12 protein-coding genes and 1 pseudogene are annotated in these 16521 nt (G+C 38.1%); 11 read left to right on the top strand and 2 right to left on the bottom strand.

All coding sequences use genetic code 11. From position 1 onward, the window contains the following. Positions 1 to 219 precede the first annotated feature (219 nt). The 5 genes and pseudogenes from J7Q84_RS18315 to J7Q84_RS07055 form a co-directional block, all read left to right on the top strand. Positions 220 to 438: pseudogene (locus J7Q84_RS18315) on the top strand (IS1595 family transposase); the annotation flags it as partial. A 47-nt stretch (positions 439 to 485) separates the two neighbouring features. Then, complete coding sequence (locus tag J7Q84_RS07070; RefSeq protein ID WP_209093812.1) at positions 486 to 1376, top strand: RCC1 domain-containing protein; 891 nt, start codon at positions 486 to 488, stop codon at positions 1374 to 1376. Positions 1377 to 1796: 420 nt separating this feature from the next. Then, positions 1797 to 2771: a DMT family transporter gene (locus tag J7Q84_RS07065; RefSeq protein ID WP_209093811.1), complete on the top strand. Its 975-nt coding sequence runs from the start codon at positions 1797 to 1799 to the stop codon at positions 2769 to 2771. Positions 2772 to 3282: 511 nt separating this feature from the next. Further along, complete coding sequence (locus J7Q84_RS07060; RefSeq protein WP_209093810.1) at positions 3283 to 3720, top strand: VOC family protein; 438 nt, start codon at positions 3283 to 3285, stop codon at positions 3718 to 3720. 574 nt (positions 3721 to 4294) lie between these two features. Further along, on the top strand, positions 4295 to 8494 hold the full coding sequence (locus J7Q84_RS07055) for a S8 family serine peptidase (protein ID WP_209093809.1): 4200 nt from the start codon (positions 4295 to 4297) through the stop codon (positions 8492 to 8494). 906 nt (positions 8495 to 9400) lie between these two features. Here the strand turns inward: J7Q84_RS07055 and J7Q84_RS07050 are convergent. Continuing rightward, positions 9401 to 10018 (bottom strand): TetR/AcrR family transcriptional regulator, encoded by a 618-nt coding sequence (locus tag J7Q84_RS07050; protein WP_209093808.1) that lies wholly within the window; start codon positions 10016 to 10018, stop codon positions 9401 to 9403. Between the two features lie 455 nt (positions 10019 to 10473). On the opposite strand from J7Q84_RS07050, the gene J7Q84_RS07045 reads away from it, so the two are divergent. The 3 genes from J7Q84_RS07045 (at position 10474) to J7Q84_RS07035 (ending at position 14328) form a co-directional block, all read left to right on the top strand. Further along, positions 10474 to 11661, top strand: coding sequence for a YhgE/Pip domain-containing protein (locus J7Q84_RS07045; RefSeq protein WP_209093920.1), 1188 nt, complete (start codon positions 10474 to 10476; stop codon positions 11659 to 11661). Between the two features lie 1405 nt (positions 11662 to 13066). After that, positions 13067 to 13738 carry a hypothetical protein gene (locus tag J7Q84_RS07040; RefSeq protein WP_209093807.1) on the top strand — a complete coding sequence of 224 codons (672 nt, stop codon included), beginning with the start codon at positions 13067 to 13069 and terminating at the stop codon, positions 13736 to 13738. Positions 13739 to 13755: 17 nt separating this feature from the next. After that, the gene (locus J7Q84_RS07035; protein ID WP_209093806.1) at positions 13756 to 14328 is read left to right on the top strand and encodes a hypothetical protein; all 573 of its coding nucleotides are present in this window, start codon (positions 13756 to 13758) and stop codon (positions 14326 to 14328) included. A 267-nt stretch (positions 14329 to 14595) separates the two neighbouring features. Here the strand turns inward: J7Q84_RS07035 and J7Q84_RS07030 are convergent, their stop codons facing one another. After that, positions 14596 to 15267 carry a hypothetical protein gene (locus J7Q84_RS07030; RefSeq protein WP_209093805.1) on the bottom strand — a complete coding sequence of 224 codons (672 nt, stop codon included), beginning with the start codon at positions 15265 to 15267 and terminating at the stop codon, positions 14596 to 14598. Between the two features lie 240 nt (positions 15268 to 15507). On the opposite strand from J7Q84_RS07030, the gene J7Q84_RS07025 reads away from it, so the two are divergent. The 3 genes from J7Q84_RS07025 (at position 15508) to J7Q84_RS07015 (ending at position 16415) form a co-directional block, all read left to right on the top strand. Then, positions 15508 to 15813, top strand: a complete 306-nt coding sequence (locus tag J7Q84_RS07025; RefSeq protein ID WP_209093804.1) for a hypothetical protein — start codon at positions 15508 to 15510, stop codon at positions 15811 to 15813. Positions 15814 to 15831: 18 nt separating this feature from the next. Further along, entirely contained in the window at positions 15832 to 16023 is a 192-nt protein-coding gene (locus J7Q84_RS07020; protein ID WP_209093803.1) for a hypothetical protein, read from the top strand. An 80-nt stretch (positions 16024 to 16103) separates the two neighbouring features. Continuing rightward, entirely contained in the window at positions 16104 to 16415 is a 312-nt protein-coding gene (locus J7Q84_RS07015; RefSeq protein WP_209093802.1) for a YjdJ family protein, read from the top strand. Positions 16416 to 16521: the final 106 nt, after the last annotated feature.

The following is a 16521-nucleotide window of genomic DNA, read 5'->3' as shown; positions in this document are numbered from 1 at the left end:
TTCCACTTATGTTGTTTATAATAGGCTATGTTAGTCTTGAATGTTGATATTTTGAACGTAGCGAACGTTTATTCTATAATGAGGGTAATCATATGACTCGGAGCTGATTTTACCCTATAGATTTAAACGAACTGATAAAACTCGCCAAAGGCTTGGACAGTAAGGTCAAGCAATAGCTTATTCTTTCTTGGCAGTCAGAAATCAACGGGTCAAAGGTGTCAGAACGTCAACAGCTACCATAGCCGACTGAAACGATGGATGGACCGTTTCAACAGGGTGGCAAAAAAGTACCTGGAGCATTACTTGGCGTGGTTTCGCTATCTCGACAGCAAAGAGTATGAGAATACCAAGTCGAATAAGAAAAACATGTTGGTGTCCTCATGCCTGTTTTCTGTGAAAGATACGAACGCCAGACTTCGACGGATGATTTACTGTTGAGCTAAACGGAGGGACGGGCAGAACTTATTAATTTGTGGAGGTAAAATATGGACTACATTTCACGGAAGGAAGCGATGTTTGAGACGAAACGATTGCGTAATGATACCATAGCGGCGGGTCGTCGTCATACCGTTGGTCTTAAATCTGACGGAACGGTAACGGCAGTGGGTGATAATAAATACGGTCAATGTAATGTGAACGATTGGTGCCATATCGTTGCAGTTGTTGCTGGTAATGTTCATATGGCGACGAACACGGGTAATGCCCATACAGTCGGTCTTAAATCTGACGGTACTGTGACAGCTGTGGGTTGGAATAAGCATGACCAATGCAATGTAAGCGACTGGCGCGATATTGTAGCAGTTGCGGCAGGTTGGTGCCGTACCATTGGGGTTAAATCAGATGGCACGGTGGTTGCTGTGGGTCGAAATAATGAAGGTGAATGCAACGTAAGCAGCTGGTATGATATTGTAGCAGTTGCGGCGGGTGACTGGCATACCGTTGGTCTTAAATTAGACGGAACGGTAATAGCAGTGGGGAACAATAAGTATCGCCAATGCAACGTAAGCGACTGGGGCGACATAGTGGCTGTTTCGGCGGGGTATCTTCATACTGTTGGGCTTAAGTCGGATGGCACGGTAGTGGCAGTGGGTCGAAATAATGAAGGTGAATGCGACGTAAGCCTCTGGCGCGATATTGTAGCAGTTGCGGCAGGTAGTTATCATACCGTGGGTCTTAAATCTGACGGTACAGTGGTTGCTGTGGGGTTGAATAAACATGACCAATGTGATGTAAGTGGTTGGCACGACATTAGGGTTGTTTCGGCGGGGTGTGCCCATACTCTCGGACTTAAAACTGACGGTACGGTGGTTGCTGTGGGTGATAATGATTATGGACAATGTGATGTAAGCGGATGGAGGAGCAGCATTCAACAATAAACCGGGGGGTATGTTTGGCTGGTAATCAACATTGAGAATTAACATACCCTTATAATAAAGCAAAGGAAACCCCTTCAAGGCAGGATAACACCCAATAGCAACCGAATAATATCAGGAGATAGCAAGTAGGGAATTGTGTGAAGAATATGTATTTTGGAAATGAGACTGCAAGCTTAGTAGGAATCGGAATGAAAAAAGCAATCATATCGGATTGTATCTCATTCAAAAGAATTTGCGGCTTTCCATTAAAAAAGGGATGTAGTGAGGCAGATGCTGCTTTTCACAATTTCTTATTCTATAAAGGTTATATTCAGTTGAGCAACACAATTCAAGTATAGTAGTTTGTAAAATCAAGAGTGCGAAATAGTTGTCCGCCTTGGCGAACTACTAACGGAACAAACGGAGCCGAGGTGATTTCAGTTGCAACCAATTTTAATTGGTATTGCGGCAGCCTTCTTTTTTGCTTTTACATTTGTGCTTAATGCATCTATGGAGTTGGCTGGCGGGAGTTGGATTTGGAGTGCTTCGCTCCGATATATCTTTATGGCTCCTTTTCTTTTGTGTATTGTACTCATTCGTAAAAATTTACTGCCGCTTTTACATGAAATGAGAAAACAACCAGGGACATGGGTTTTATGGGGCTCTGTGGGATTTGGGTTATTCTATGCCCCCTTATGTTTTGCGTCTGCGTATTCACCTGGCTGGCTTATTGCTGGAACGTGGCAATTGACTATTATTTCCGGTGCGTTACTTGCACCGTTATTTTTTGAAACGAAATATACAGAGAAGGGATCTTTACAGGTGAGGGGGAAAATCCCTCTGAAAGGTCTTATTATGTCACTTATTATTCTGTTAGGTATTGTTTTAATGCAAATGGAACATGCTAAACACCTTTCTTTAGAAAATCTATTAATGGGAGTTGTTCCTGTTCTACTAGCATCATTTGCCTATCCTTTAGGAAATCGAAAAATGATGGATGTGTGTGAAGGGCGTTTAGATGCTTATCAACGGGTGTTAGGAATGACCCTTGCAAGCCTTCCATTCTGGTTATTGCTATCCTTGTATGGCTTTTATACCATAGGGTTACCAAGTAAGGGGCAGAGTCTGCAGTCTTTATTGGTGGCGCTTTGTTCTGGAGTTATTGCCACAGTCTTATTTTTCAAAGCAACAGATATGGTAAGAGGAAATATGCAAAAGTTAGCTTCTGTTGAAGCAACGCAATCCATGGAAGTGCTTTTTACATTAGCTGGAGAACTGGTATTTTTGTCGGTGCCAATTCCTTCTCCTTTATCTTGGTGCGGTATGTTTATCGTAATTCTTGGTATGGTTTTACATAGTTATGTTTCAAATAGAAAAGAAGAAAGATCTTTTAAACAGTCAGTAAACTTAAACTAAGCAAAAGAGTATTATTTATTCTTTGTTCCACAATCGGGGTTTTTCTGGAGTAAAGAAAAAAGCTCAATTTCTCAATTCTAATAATGAGAAATTGAGCTTTTTAATTATGGGGACGTTCGGTGATATGGAGAAGAAGGCTGAACTGTTTACGTATGATGGGAAGATGATACATCAGAAATATGTGTGAGGAGGGAAGCTGCCAGGGATCTGGGGGCTTTTTTCTGTATATACTGGGGGTATCTGTAGATGGAAGTTATATCTTCCTTCCATAATAGAAACGTAGATATCAAAATTGGTTCTAGAGAGTTATTTTTGCGAATCTTTTTCTTTTACCTCTGTTAAAAAAGATTGTTGATACTGGCTAACTTAGTAAAAATTTGGCTATACTATAATAATAGAATCCAATTAGGAATGACACGATGAGCCTAAAAGCCTTCCGTAATTTACTAAAACATGTGAACTTACACGAATACAGGTATTGAAAATTACAGAAACATAGGAGGTATGAAATATGAAGATTAATAGAATAGATCATGTGAGTATAAACGTAAATGATCTTTCAGCGGCAAAAGCGTTTTTTCTTGATTTAGGTCTTGAAGTGAAAGCGGAATGGGAAATGGATGGAGAACTGTTGAACAGAGTAGTTGGACTTAATGATGTTAAAACGGCATGTGTAGGATTGGGAATGCCAGATGGTCAGGTATGGATAGAACTAGTCAAATTTATTACGCCGTCAGATGAAAAAGATATTCAAAAACCTTATGCAAATACGCTGGGTATCCGACATATTTGCTTTGCTGTTGAAAATATTGAAGCTATTGTTTCAAAATTGAAGAAGAGTGGTACGGAAATCTTTAGTGAGATACAGCAATATGAAGAAAGTTATAAGTTATGTTACGTTCGTGGTCCAGAGGGAATTATTTTAGAGTTGGCGGAGAAAATCAGATAAATATTGTATGGAGATTTGAATTTGACTTTTTTTACACTATTATCGGGGTTACCGTTTATTATATTTTAAGATACTTTTTCGATTCTAAATATAAGAACAGGAAAAAGACAGAAGTGGTTATTGATATTGTTATTACTACTTTTTTAGGTTTATTAATTCAATCAGGAGTACGTTTCTTCTTCAACTAAAACATGGGTTAGTTATATAAGGAAAAACAAAGACCATAATTTTTGTGGTCTTTTAATTTTGCTTAAAAATCAACAATCTACTTTAATAAATCCTTATATAAGTTTCAGTTATATGGGAATAAGTACCATCTATTACTCAGATTATAGTATTAATTGTATACTTAATTCAGATAATTTTGAATTTAATGAATATTAAATTGATAACTTATCGAACGTCTAATTTTATAAGGATTAATCGAACGACAAGGAATAGATAGCCAAGGTCTTGTTGGTCAGGGTGCTTTTCTTGAGATGGAATATCTCTTTGCCTATGTACAACACAACTAGCAATCTAGATGGCTCGCAGCTTTTATAGTTGCTTGGACATATAACAGGGGAGGATTAGTATGCAAAAGAAAACAGTAAATCGCATTCTTACCGGGACATTAGCTGCGGGGATGTTATTGACATCTGGCATTCCGTATAATGTATTGGCGCAAAGTTCAATTGTATCAAATGAGATTGATAACGCGGAACAGGTGCTAATGAATCTGTCCGCAGAACAACGAAATGCATTGGAACAGTTGGAAGCAAAGGCGGACTTCACGATTTCGCCGAATATTGATGTACATAGTCCAGAACTAGTCAATGTTATCGTGGAATTTAATCAGGATCCGGCAAAAATCGAAGTGATGAAGCAGGCTGTGAAAGGAAAGAGAATGACAACTGCCTCAGCAGCATCAAAAGTAGAAGAAGTCCATCAAGAATTTAAAAATTATGTAAATTCTATGAAGAAACAACGAAATGCAAACGTACAAGATACAAAGATTACTAGAGAATATAGTCATGCGATCGTAGGGGTGGCGATGACAGTTCCAGGTACTGCAGTGGAAGAGTTACTGCAATCAGGTGTAGTGAAGCGTGTGTGGAAGGATGAAGTGGTTCAGTTGGAGCTTCCTGCAAGTCCGCAATCCGCTTCCGAATCCAAAATGATGGACAGCATCCCGCAGATCGGTGTGGACAAGCTTCATGCGGAAGAAGTGACAGGAAAAGGGATTCAAGTTGGGGTGTTGGATACAGGGATAGATTACAATCATCCTGACTTGCAAGGTGCATACCAAGGATACCGTGCTGTGGCAGGAACAAATCCGAAAACAGTAGATCCAAGCACAGTAAAAGGGTGGGATTTCGTCGATAACGATGCGGATCCAATGGAAACTACATATCAAAATTGGAAGAATTCCAAGAAGGCTGAATTTGATTCCAATGGCAATGCTTACTACACCTCACATGGTACACACGTATCCGGTACGATTGCTGGGGAACAGAAAAACAATGTGGACTATGCGGTAAAAGGGGTTGCACCTGATGTGGATTTATACACCTATCGTGTGCTTGGTCCGTATGGTTCTGGTACTACCACGAACGTGCTGGGCGGAATCGATAAAGCAATCACAGACGGTATGGATGTCATTAACCTTTCTCTTGGCGCTAATGTTAACGATCCATTATATGCGACATCGGTTGCGATTAACAATGCGATGCTGTCTGGTGTTGTGAGTGTGGTAGCAGCAGGAAATGCAGGTCCAAACGAAAGAACGGTAGGCTCTCCAGGAACAGCCGCTCTTGCTATTACAGTAGGAGCAAGTGATTTTGCGATGAACATTCCAACCTTCGCATCCATGAGTGCAAACGATCAAACATTTAATAGTGTAAAATTACTTGGTAAAAATTTCACAGATATATTAGAAGAGCTGCAGAATCAATCTGCACAGGTGGTGTTTGCTGGACTTGGCAAACCGGCTGATTTTGTAGGAAAAGATGTTAAAGGAAAGATTGCCTTAATTCAGCGCGGGGAAATTACCTTTGACGCAAAAATCAAAAATGCGGCACAAGCCGGTGCAAAAGCGGTGATTGTTTATAACAATGTAGAAGGAGAAATTCCTGCTTATGTAGGAGAAGGAATAGGATTGATTCCAGCCTTTCGCTTAACACAAGCAGATGGAGAGCGTTTAAAAGCATTAGGTGACAACATCCCTCTTACATTTGGAACCTTGATAAATACAGCAACCGAAGGGGACACGCTGGCAGCCTTCAGCTCAAGGGGGCCTGTGAATAAGAATGAGGATATTAAACCGGATGTAGTGGCACCAGGTGTGGCCATTTTCTCTACCTACCCAGAGTATATGAACAGCCCGCAAGACGGAATTGATTATACATCCGCTTACATGCGTCTGCAAGGAACATCTATGGCGACTCCTCATGTCGCTGGTGTGGCGGCACTACTGTTACAAAGTCATCCGGATTATTCTCCGTTTGATGTAAAAGCAGCTATGATGAACACGGCTGTAGACTTAAAAGGAGAGTATTCTGTCCATGAACAAGGAGCAGGGCGCGTTGATGCATACCGAGCCGTACATACCGATATCTCTATCAAGGTATTGGACAAAACACAGCAGATAGAGAACGGAAAAACTGTGGAAGTCGATGACCCGACAGGCTCGATCGTATTTGGCAGACAATACAAGCAGGAAGGCAAGCTGGTTGAAGCGAGCAAAAAGGTAACGATTCAAAACCGCGGTACGGAGGAAAAAACATTTAAAGTGGAAGTGGAGTACCACGGAGCACGCGATGGTATTCAAGATGCGGTGAAGAACGGTATACAAGTAACAGTACCTGAGTCCGTGACAGTGGCAGGCGGCCAAACGCAAGAGATCCAGCCGAAATTGACGATTCCTTACAGTGCAGCGTCAGGGAGATATGAAGGCTATATCCATGTGACCAATACAAACAATCCGGAAGAAACATATCAAATTCCATTCTCGACTATGGTGAATAAAAAGGGTATTGCTTATCTGAAAACATTTCTGCCATCTATGACGAATGATACGCAATATTGGCAATACTTGATTCCATCTGCTGTTGGATTCTTCAAGCTGAATAGCCCTATGAAAACAATCGATATGATTATGAAGGATGGTAAAACAGGGAAAGCGATTGGATTTATAGGTACAATAAACAGTAGTACGGCGCAGCCAGACAGAGAATATATGCTTCCTCAGTTATTCACAGGTACGGTCTATCTGTTTACAAATGATCCAGCTAACCCAATCAGTGATATTCCTATGAAGGTTCCTGAAGGAGAGTATGTAATAGAGTTGATTGCCCATGATGAAGAAGGTAAATCTTATGTGGCGAACACGCCTCTTATCGTGGACAACACCCCGCCGGAAGTGAATATGGACACAAAACCGGGCGTAATCGAGATCAATGATTCCATGTATACGGTAGAAGATGGAGAAAAAGCATTTTGGCTGCACGGAACAGTGAAGGATGCGACAGTGAATGTACTGCAATCCAAAGGCTTGGAGTATGATCAATCTTCCAATAAAATGGCTTTCTATGTTGCGCCTTCTGCATTTATCAAAGGACACTTTCCAATCGAAGCGAACGGCGATGTGAAATTCGGGATTGAGGAAAGTGATATCGCAACAAAGCCTATGCAATTGACTTTGGCTTCGTATGATATGGCATCGGTTGTTGGCTATCAAACATACTATTTCTTGAAAGAAGGAACACAGTATACGACGTCCCGCTATAATAAACAAGAAGTAAGCGCAGGTGATACTGTTACCATGACGCTTAGCTTCAACAATGTAAAACAGCTTGTATCCGGGGAGTTTGATGTAGAATTCATGAAAGATTATTTTCAGTTTGTAAATGTAACACCGAACGATGCGATTAAGCAATATGCAAAGGAAAAAGGCTTAGAGCTATCAGTAGAAGAACCTGTAGTGACAGAAGGAACATCTAGTAATATAGTGAAAGTGGGAGCTGCTCTGACAGAACAAACCTTTAGTGGATTGGACGAGGATATGCCATTCCTTGATGTCACGTTCAAAGTAGTGAATGATGAAGTTCCAAATGTGGATTTTGGATTCAGAGTAAAACAGGCGTTTTATAAGAAAGCGGGACAAACTGAAAACACAGCCATTCCGTATTATGGCACAGAAAGCTTTAAAATAATTGCTAAACATTCCAGAGTAGATGGGTATATCGGACCAGAAGCATTTAAAACATCCTCTGGATCTTTAATAAAAGCTGATTATACAGAGCTCGGTGTAAAAGTATATGCAGTATCTCCAAGCGGTAAAAAGTATAAAGGAACCATTATTAATGATCGAGGAGCGTATGTAATCCAAGGTATTCCAGCTTCCAACCAAATCCATACACTTGTGATCGATGTTCCTGGACATGTTCAAGCGATGAAGAAGTTTATTCCTGGATATGTGGTAAAGGGAGATGTACGCGGGCAGAATGTTAGGTTCTCAGCATTGTCCAGTCTTGCAGGTGACGTGAATGGCGATGGAATTATCGACCTGTTGGATGCATTAATTCTATCTATACACTATGGCAAAGAAGATGTCACTCCGAAAAAAGGCGATATTAATCAAGATGGTGTAGTAAATGAAACCGACATTCGTTTTATTGAGAAAAACTACTTACAAAAGGGACCAAATGCCAAACCGGATCAAAAGCTGGTCGAAAGTATTGGATCAATGACATTAGAGAAAATTTTACGTTCGATTGGGTTGGAACCGAAATAATAAGCTAGTGCAGTTTACGTATGACGGGAAGACGATGCATCGAAAATATGTGTGAGGGGGAGCTGTTAGGAGTCTAGCGGCTTCCCTTTTTCTGTGATAAGCAGAACTTGATAAGGTCATCTATATGAATATGTTACTTGTAGGTGGAGATGGCACATTCGTTCAAGAGCATGGATAGTAAATTTGGAAAAGAGGAAAAAAGTTGCATAAAGCTAAATAAATGACACGCTACAAAAAACAGGCAAAAACCCTAGACAGCGTGTCATTTTTATAATATAAGAGTATGTGGGATTAAATAAAGGATTAACTGTTATTATATGTATATTAAAATAATGAAATGATTTTCAAACCAGAGTTAGTTTACATAATATTTTTGCCCTGATTCAAAAATTGAAAGGGCGTGTATTTTGCCTCTTGAATCCCTTGGGAGAGTAAGGTAAAATGAAGGTACAGTAGAAATACAAAAACCTCGTTTAGAGGATTAACACATCTCGCTCGCGCCATGCGGAACCGGTGCTGTGTGCGTAGAAATACAAAAACCTCGTTTAGAGGATTAACACATCGAACGTATATGTTGCATTAAATTTTGAATTGAGTTTCCGTAGAAATACAAAAACCTCGTTTAGAGGATTAACACAAGGTTAGCCTTCCGGTTTCCCAGCATGCTTCCACATAGGTAGAAATACAAAAACCTCGTTCAGAAGATAAAAAAACGCCCTCTCCGTACTTGGAAGAGGGCGTTTGTATGTTAACGCATGCGATAGTTCAATAAAATAGTAAAAAAGGCTGTCTAATAGTAAAAAGTTTCTACTATTGCATTACTACAATAAGAAAGAGAGTTATTATTTCCACTTCTGAATTATGAGTCAATACAGAATAGGGGAAAGAAATTCTTCAAACCATGCATTATTCCGTACTCAGCGTCTGATTTTTTAAGCCAGCTGCGAATAACGAACCATGAAAAGCTATGGTGGACAGAATGCGCGCCATTTCTTGGGGAGATTCTTTTCTGCCATCTAGCAGCCATTGCTGGATAACACCCAAATGTGCTGAAGAAATATACGAAGTCAGATATTCTTTTGGAACGAGTAAATTTTCCTGGTTAATGAATGAACCTTGCTCCTCTTCGAATAACGTTTTCCTCATGAAATCCTTTAGCTGTGTTTGAAAAGACAAGTCTCCTTTTGGACCTAATACAGCTTTCATGAATTGTGCATTTTGATCAATATATTCAAATTGTGAGACAGCCATGGAAAAGGCAGCTTCAATCGTAACTGGACCGTTTGAAACAATTTTCTTTGCGGTTTCCCCCATTTCATAAAGGACCTCTTGCTGACATTTTGACATTAAATCATATTTATCCTGATAGTGTATATAAAAGGTTCCCCGATTAATTTTTGCTCTTGTTGTGATATCTTTCACTGTGATGGATTTGAATCCTTTCTCCTCAATAAGTTCGGTAAGCGCATCTCGAATGGCAGCTTTTGTACGGATAATACGTAAATCAATATTTGTATACGGCAAGGTTTTTCCTCCTCAACTTTTGCTGAACACATTTGCGTCAAGTGTTGATTATGCGTCACATTCAGTGTTTCTGATTATTGAACAGAACAATGCTCAAATTTATAATTCAAAGTGTAGATAAACAACACGTTGTTCAATATTATAACCAAAATGACAAGGAGGGAAAATAGATTTATTGAATAATTTAGTTACTTTTGGAACTCGTATCAATAGATACTGGATACCATACAGGTGCATGTATGACAAGTGTAACTTTTTTCGAACCTGATAGCCTCGCAAGTAAATCATAATGCACCCCCTACATCTATACAGGTGTTGAAGAGAAGGATATCTACATGCAATAAAGAACGACAAAACGTTATTACTCAGTACGTGGTAGGAATTATAAATCAATAAATATTAAAATTTAAAAATTCAGTATTTCTACAAGAAATGGAGGTTTTAAACACATGAATATTTTTAAAAATAAACTCGTGTTGTTATCACCGATAATTGCATTGGCAGTTATATTTATTTTTTCACTTACATTGTTTCCATCGGTTCAACCTCAACCGAAAAATTTACCGGTTGCTATTGTTAACGAAGATCAAGGAGTACAAATTCCTAATCAGCCAGAGATGAATATGGGGCAAACCATCGTTGACATGATACAAAAGAATTCAAAAACCACAGGTGATGAAGAACCTGCTGTGAAATGGATTGAAGTGAAAAGTACAGAAGCAGCACAAAAAGGAATGGATAACCAAGAATATTATGCAGCATTAGTTATTCCGAAAGATTTCAGTGCTAAACAAGCGTCTTTACGAACTTCAGCACCATCTTCCCCTGAAGTGCAAATATATATCAATCAGGGAATGAATACAGCAGCTTCCACGATGGCAGGACAGGTATTAAACGGAGTAATTGATAATATGAACAACAATGTTCGTACTCAAATACTGGAAGGGTTTGAAAAGCAAGGAGCAACTTTAACAGCAAAACAAGCGGCAAGCCTAGCAACTCCTATTACGAAAAACGTCATAAATGTTAATGCAATTGGTACTAATAGTGCAAACGGAAATGTTCCTATTTCCTTATTCCAGCCACTATGGATGGCAAGCTTAGCAAGTGCAGCTATTATCTTTATCGCTGTTAGTAAACTATCGGTTGCTAATCGAAAAGAGAATTTTTCTGCAAAGATAATGCAAATTTTAATAGGGGCAATAGTTGCTCTTGTAGTTGGATTTGGGTTAACTTGGTTGGCAGATAGATTGGTAGGATTTAATATTCCACAATTTATGGATACAGCCTTATTTTTATCCATTACTTCCTTTAGCTTTTTCCTAATGATATCGGCTGTACTTTCTTTATTAGGGTTAAAAGGTATGCCTATTTTTGTCTTAATGCTTTTCTTTGGTGCACCATTGCTTGCCATGGCTCCCGAAATGATGTCTCCATTTTATAGAGATTGGGTATATTCTTGGCTGCCAATGCGATTTATGGTAGCAGGGTTACGTGAGTTGTTCTTCTTCGGAAAAGGCTTAACGTGGAGTTCTCCTGTAACTGCCCTTGTTTGGATTGGATTAGTGAGCATCCTCATCATACTTGCTACTACATTCAAACGTAATGCAGTACAAGAACAAAACCCTCAAACGAATGCATAACAATAATCAATAAGTGTAGAAATGCAAAAAATGTAACATCATATATGTTGGTGATAAAGACGATATAGATGAACATCTGGTTTTGATGTTTAAGAACCAAATGAAAAGTAATCTAACACTAAAAAAATTACCTCAAAAATTATTCTAACAAAGAGCCTTGATGGCTCTTTTCTTATTTTCTAACCGTATCAAATTTGATACGGTACCAAATCTCTAAAACTATTGATATATCAACGTTTTTTATACTTTTCAAGGTCCCTCTCTTCTCACTCTTATATATAGGGCTAAAAATTCCACAAGGAACGGGTAGTATTTTTTGAGAAATCCACTCAAAAAATCTCCACCCTCAAAGAAGAAAAAGTCGGCTCCTTAATCGTCGCCTAATGGCTATCGCCATTTCTTTTTCTTCGTTGTCCTTGCGCAATTTTTTTCGGCTCGTGTAGAGCTCGTCGCCAAGCCGACAGACCCAAAAGCAAGTGTATCCCATCGGCTTGGACCAGCAATTATACGAGCCGAACCGCCAGATCATCCGTTCATGATGTTACTCTTACTCTATGTATCTCTACGCTCATGCGGTGGCGCTGCCCCCACACCCCCGGCCCACCTCTTCCCCAAAAGCAAGGGAAACAACCTTCTTTCACATTCATATGGCATTGAGACGCTTCAGAATTTGTTTTACGGGCTCGTGTTGATTTTTTTTACATGACTTGTATAAAAATGTTTCTACGAGTCTTGTAGAGGCTTCTTATGAGGTTGTTTTTATTGTTGTAACCTTTTCACTTCAAGTACCGATTTCTTTTTTTATGTACACTCTACTCGTGCATTATGTTAGGAACTAGACTCTATACCTATAGCGTATAGGTACTTTTCCTCTATTCTCACGCCCAATCTATCCATCTGTATTCGCTAACGCGCCTCGATCCCCCATACTGACTACATCAGCATGGGGGATCGAGAACATACAGAGAGATAGAAAAACGGGCGTGAGGATAGGGAGAAGGAAGTAACAGAGTAATAGAGTAATAGAGTGAAAGTAAGTGAAGAGGAAAAGAAAAGATGAGAAAAAAAGCTTCTGCAAGAAAAAACGTGTTCAATTATGCGAAAGTGACGGGGACACGAGGGAGACATGACTCGAAAAAGTAGGGACATCAGGGGGACATTCTTGGAACTTTCGTGTACCCAGGGTTTTGTCAGGCTTTGCCTGACTCCCCACCTTTGGTGGGGACAAAAACCTCTTATGCTCTTTTGACTATGTTCAAACATTTACATCTTTAAACAAATATCCTATATTAGTTTCAATTTATTTTATATTCAGAAAATTATAATTATTAAGAAAAATCAGTTATTTACAATTCGTGTGTGATATAATTTAACAGTTAAATATAACAAATAAGGAGGAGTAGTATTGAAGCTCAAATTAGTATTTATCGGTACTTGTATGTTGATTATTACAATTGTAACTGTCTTATCTTTTTCAAAAGATAAGTATGATCAAACAAAAAATGCTGTCAATGTGCAAAATGAGAGCAATGTTCAGGTTACACCTAAGTCACAAATAAAAGGAGAAGTAGAGGTTTATGATTTTGAGGATGCAGTTAATATATCCGATTTAATAGCTGAAATAGTAATTAATAAGAAAATTAAAGAACTAGATGAACCATCCCCCAAAACATTGTATGAGGCTACAATTAAGAAAGCTTATAAAGATGCAGAAAAACATCAAGATATAAGGATATTACAACAAGGGAATAGTCAATGGTTATTTAATGAGAACAAATTATTTTCTGAGAAAGAAGAGTATATTCTATTCTTAAAAAAAGCAGTTGGTGAGGAGTTTGAAGGTACTAACACTTATTGGATTTTAGGGGAAGAGACAAATATGTATTCAGTAATTGACACTGGCAAGATTAAGAAACATTCATTTTATGAAGATGATTTGATGGACATAGAGGACAAAAATTTAACTAAAATCCTCAAAGAAAAAGAAAAGAACAATAAAGATATTCAGGTCCTAGACAAGAATAAGTTTGAAAAGAAAATTATTGAAATTGTAGACAGACAAAAGAAAAATAAATAGGACAGGAGTAGGTTTGTTTGAAAACACTTTGTAAAATGATATTAGCATTTTTTCTAATCTTTTCGTTGCTCCCAGTGCAGAATAGTAGTGCACATTCATGTACAGCTTATGGTGAGACATACGGATATTGGATTGATTGTAGTAATCATCAAGCTGGTAAATATTTTTCATACAATACTGCTTCAGGCATGAGCTCTTTATATCAAACTTTTGTTACTGGTGGAGTTGGTAAATGGAATAGCACTGGGGTAGTATCAATTTCACGAAGTTCCTCTTATTCTATTAATGGATATGTTCATACGTATACAGATAGTAACACTTCCATTGTTGCGGCTTTTTATAATTATGTCTCAAATGGGTCTGGACATCTGACTCAATGGTCAATAAAAATGAACACTGCAATTATGGACGGTAGAACTGGGGCGAAGAATCAGGAAACAATGGCTCATGAAATGGGACATGCTATCGGATTAAATGATTTATATCTTAGCGGTAACCAGGGAGTATTGATGTACGGTTATAGTGATCGAACAGCTACTTCTCCTACATCTAAAGATCAAACAGGTGCAGCAAAGGCTGTAGGGAACTAGTAACCCTTTAATAATAAACATTGCATACTCTATGCACATGTAGTTAACATAACATATTATTATCGGAAGCTAACTTTTTTTAAAAACCTTGGTATACAAGGTTTTTTAGAATTTTATAACATTACAAATTATGCAAGTTTTTATACATTCCCGTCATGATGTGGGTTTCAGACTTCCGTTTTCCTTGCGGATGTGCTGAAATATTGTATAAAATCCTGCATATGGTTTGTTCGTTTTAAAATTTCATGTACAGCAATTGAAATTCAGTTATTTACCAAACAAGTTAGAAAAGAATCCTTTCTTTTTCCTCTCTTCCTCTCTGGCTGCGGCAAGTTGTTGGATACTCCGTATATTTTCCATCAGCATTTTATCTCTTTCATTTGCCCGCTCTTCCTGTCTTTTTAATTGTTGTCCTACTTGTTTAAGGAGCTCTCGATCTGTTGTACGTTCTTCTTCAATTTTTTCTAACAGAGTGTGATAAGAGCGTCGCTCTTGCTCCATTTCTTCGATTTTTTCTATAAGACTTCTGTTAAGACGCTCTTGGTCTTTTACATAGTTTATTAAGGACTGTATAGCTTCTTCCGTTACAACAGATGGTGTAGCCGATACAGCGGTTAAAGAGCGGGTGTCCGAGTGGGTTTCCTCTGGGGATTCCTTTTTGTTTTTTTGAAGAGCGACCCCCGCTCTTTCTGAAGAGCGTCCACCTTGACGTCTTGATACAATAACTTTTGCAGCTTGTTCCAGATTGAACTTTTGTTCCTGTACTAAAGTTTTAAACAGAATAAGTGTCTCTTCATCATAGCGGGTACCATCCCCGTTCTTTTCCCATTTATACCCGTTCTTCTCTAGCGCGGCAGCCCACTTTCTTAACGTACTTATACCGATACTAAGCCGCTCGCTCATCTCTTTATTTAGCAAGATATATTCGTGTCTTTCCACGCTATCACCTCGCTCTTTAGAATATCATAAAATGCTCTTTAGTCGCTCTTATGATCGCTCTTCAATGATTATTCGAGAACTGAAAAGGAATCCCTTGCTAATGTGAAATTTGTCGGTAATATAAGCAAAATGTAAGGAATATCAAGAAAAAATAAAAATTTGTATTTTTTACCTATCATTACCAAGTTGGAATATGGTATATTATTCTAGAAATATATTAAAATTGGAGGATTATTAACAATGGTCGCAAGAAAATTCTTATTTGTATTCGTCGCAGCCATTTTTACTTTCGTCTTAGCATTACCTAATTCACAAGCTAGCGCAGAAACAGGAGAGACAGCAACCCAAGAAAACGTAATTAAATATTATGACGCAAACAATAATTTAATCAGAACTGAAGTAGTGAATAACGGAAGTCTTGACTTATTACATATTCAACCTCGTTCAATCTATAAATATTCGTTTGGTAACACTACTTTTAGTAACTATGTATGGATGGCTTCAGGATCATCTTTCTATAATCCTACTTATATGGATATGGAATGAGAAACATATGTTAATGGCATGGAAATCCAAGTTTATAACTATGATGGTGTATATCAAGGGAAAGCAGTTCTGCCTAAAGGAGGCGGTTGGGTAGGAGGAATTCCATGGACTCATTTAGCAAGAGGAGTAGCATATAAGTTTAAGTTTGTAAATACTGGTGGAGGTACTATTGTTCTTAAACAAGGATTTTTAGAGTACACTCTTGGATAAATAACTCAATTGACTAAAAAAGAACGGCGTAATTTAATAAATTATGCCGTTCTTTTTTAGAGAAAGGAGTAAGTGATTTTATGAAAATAATACACTTAGTTCAATTAGGTTTTTGTTTTATTGTATTTATTGTTTCAACTTTATTAAGTTGGTATCAAGGAAGTCAATTGGTCGATCGCCCGGATGAATGGAAGTATACAGCTAAATTTACAAAATGGTTATACAAAAAAGAAAAAGTTTATGATTATCATGATATTTCTCAATTAGATTTCTTTGTCTATACAGCTAAGTTTTATCCAATCTATACAATTGTAATGATTACAAGCTTTTTATACTTAATCCTATTAGCAGGTTATCTTGTCATCAAAAAGAGGCAAAGAGTTCCTTCTTGAGTAAATAGACTTACTATCAATAATTTGGATTATGTAAGGAAACTAGCGAGATTTTAATAAAGTCTCGTTTTTGTTTTGGATTTAATACTTTTTTCAAGGTGCCATA

The sequence above is a fragment of the Bacillus sp. 165 genome (assembly GCF_017742235.1).
Classification (GTDB): Bacteria; Bacillota; Bacilli; order Bacillales; family Bacillaceae_G; genus JAGHKQ01.
This window is presented reverse-complemented; position numbering and strand designations above follow the sequence as displayed.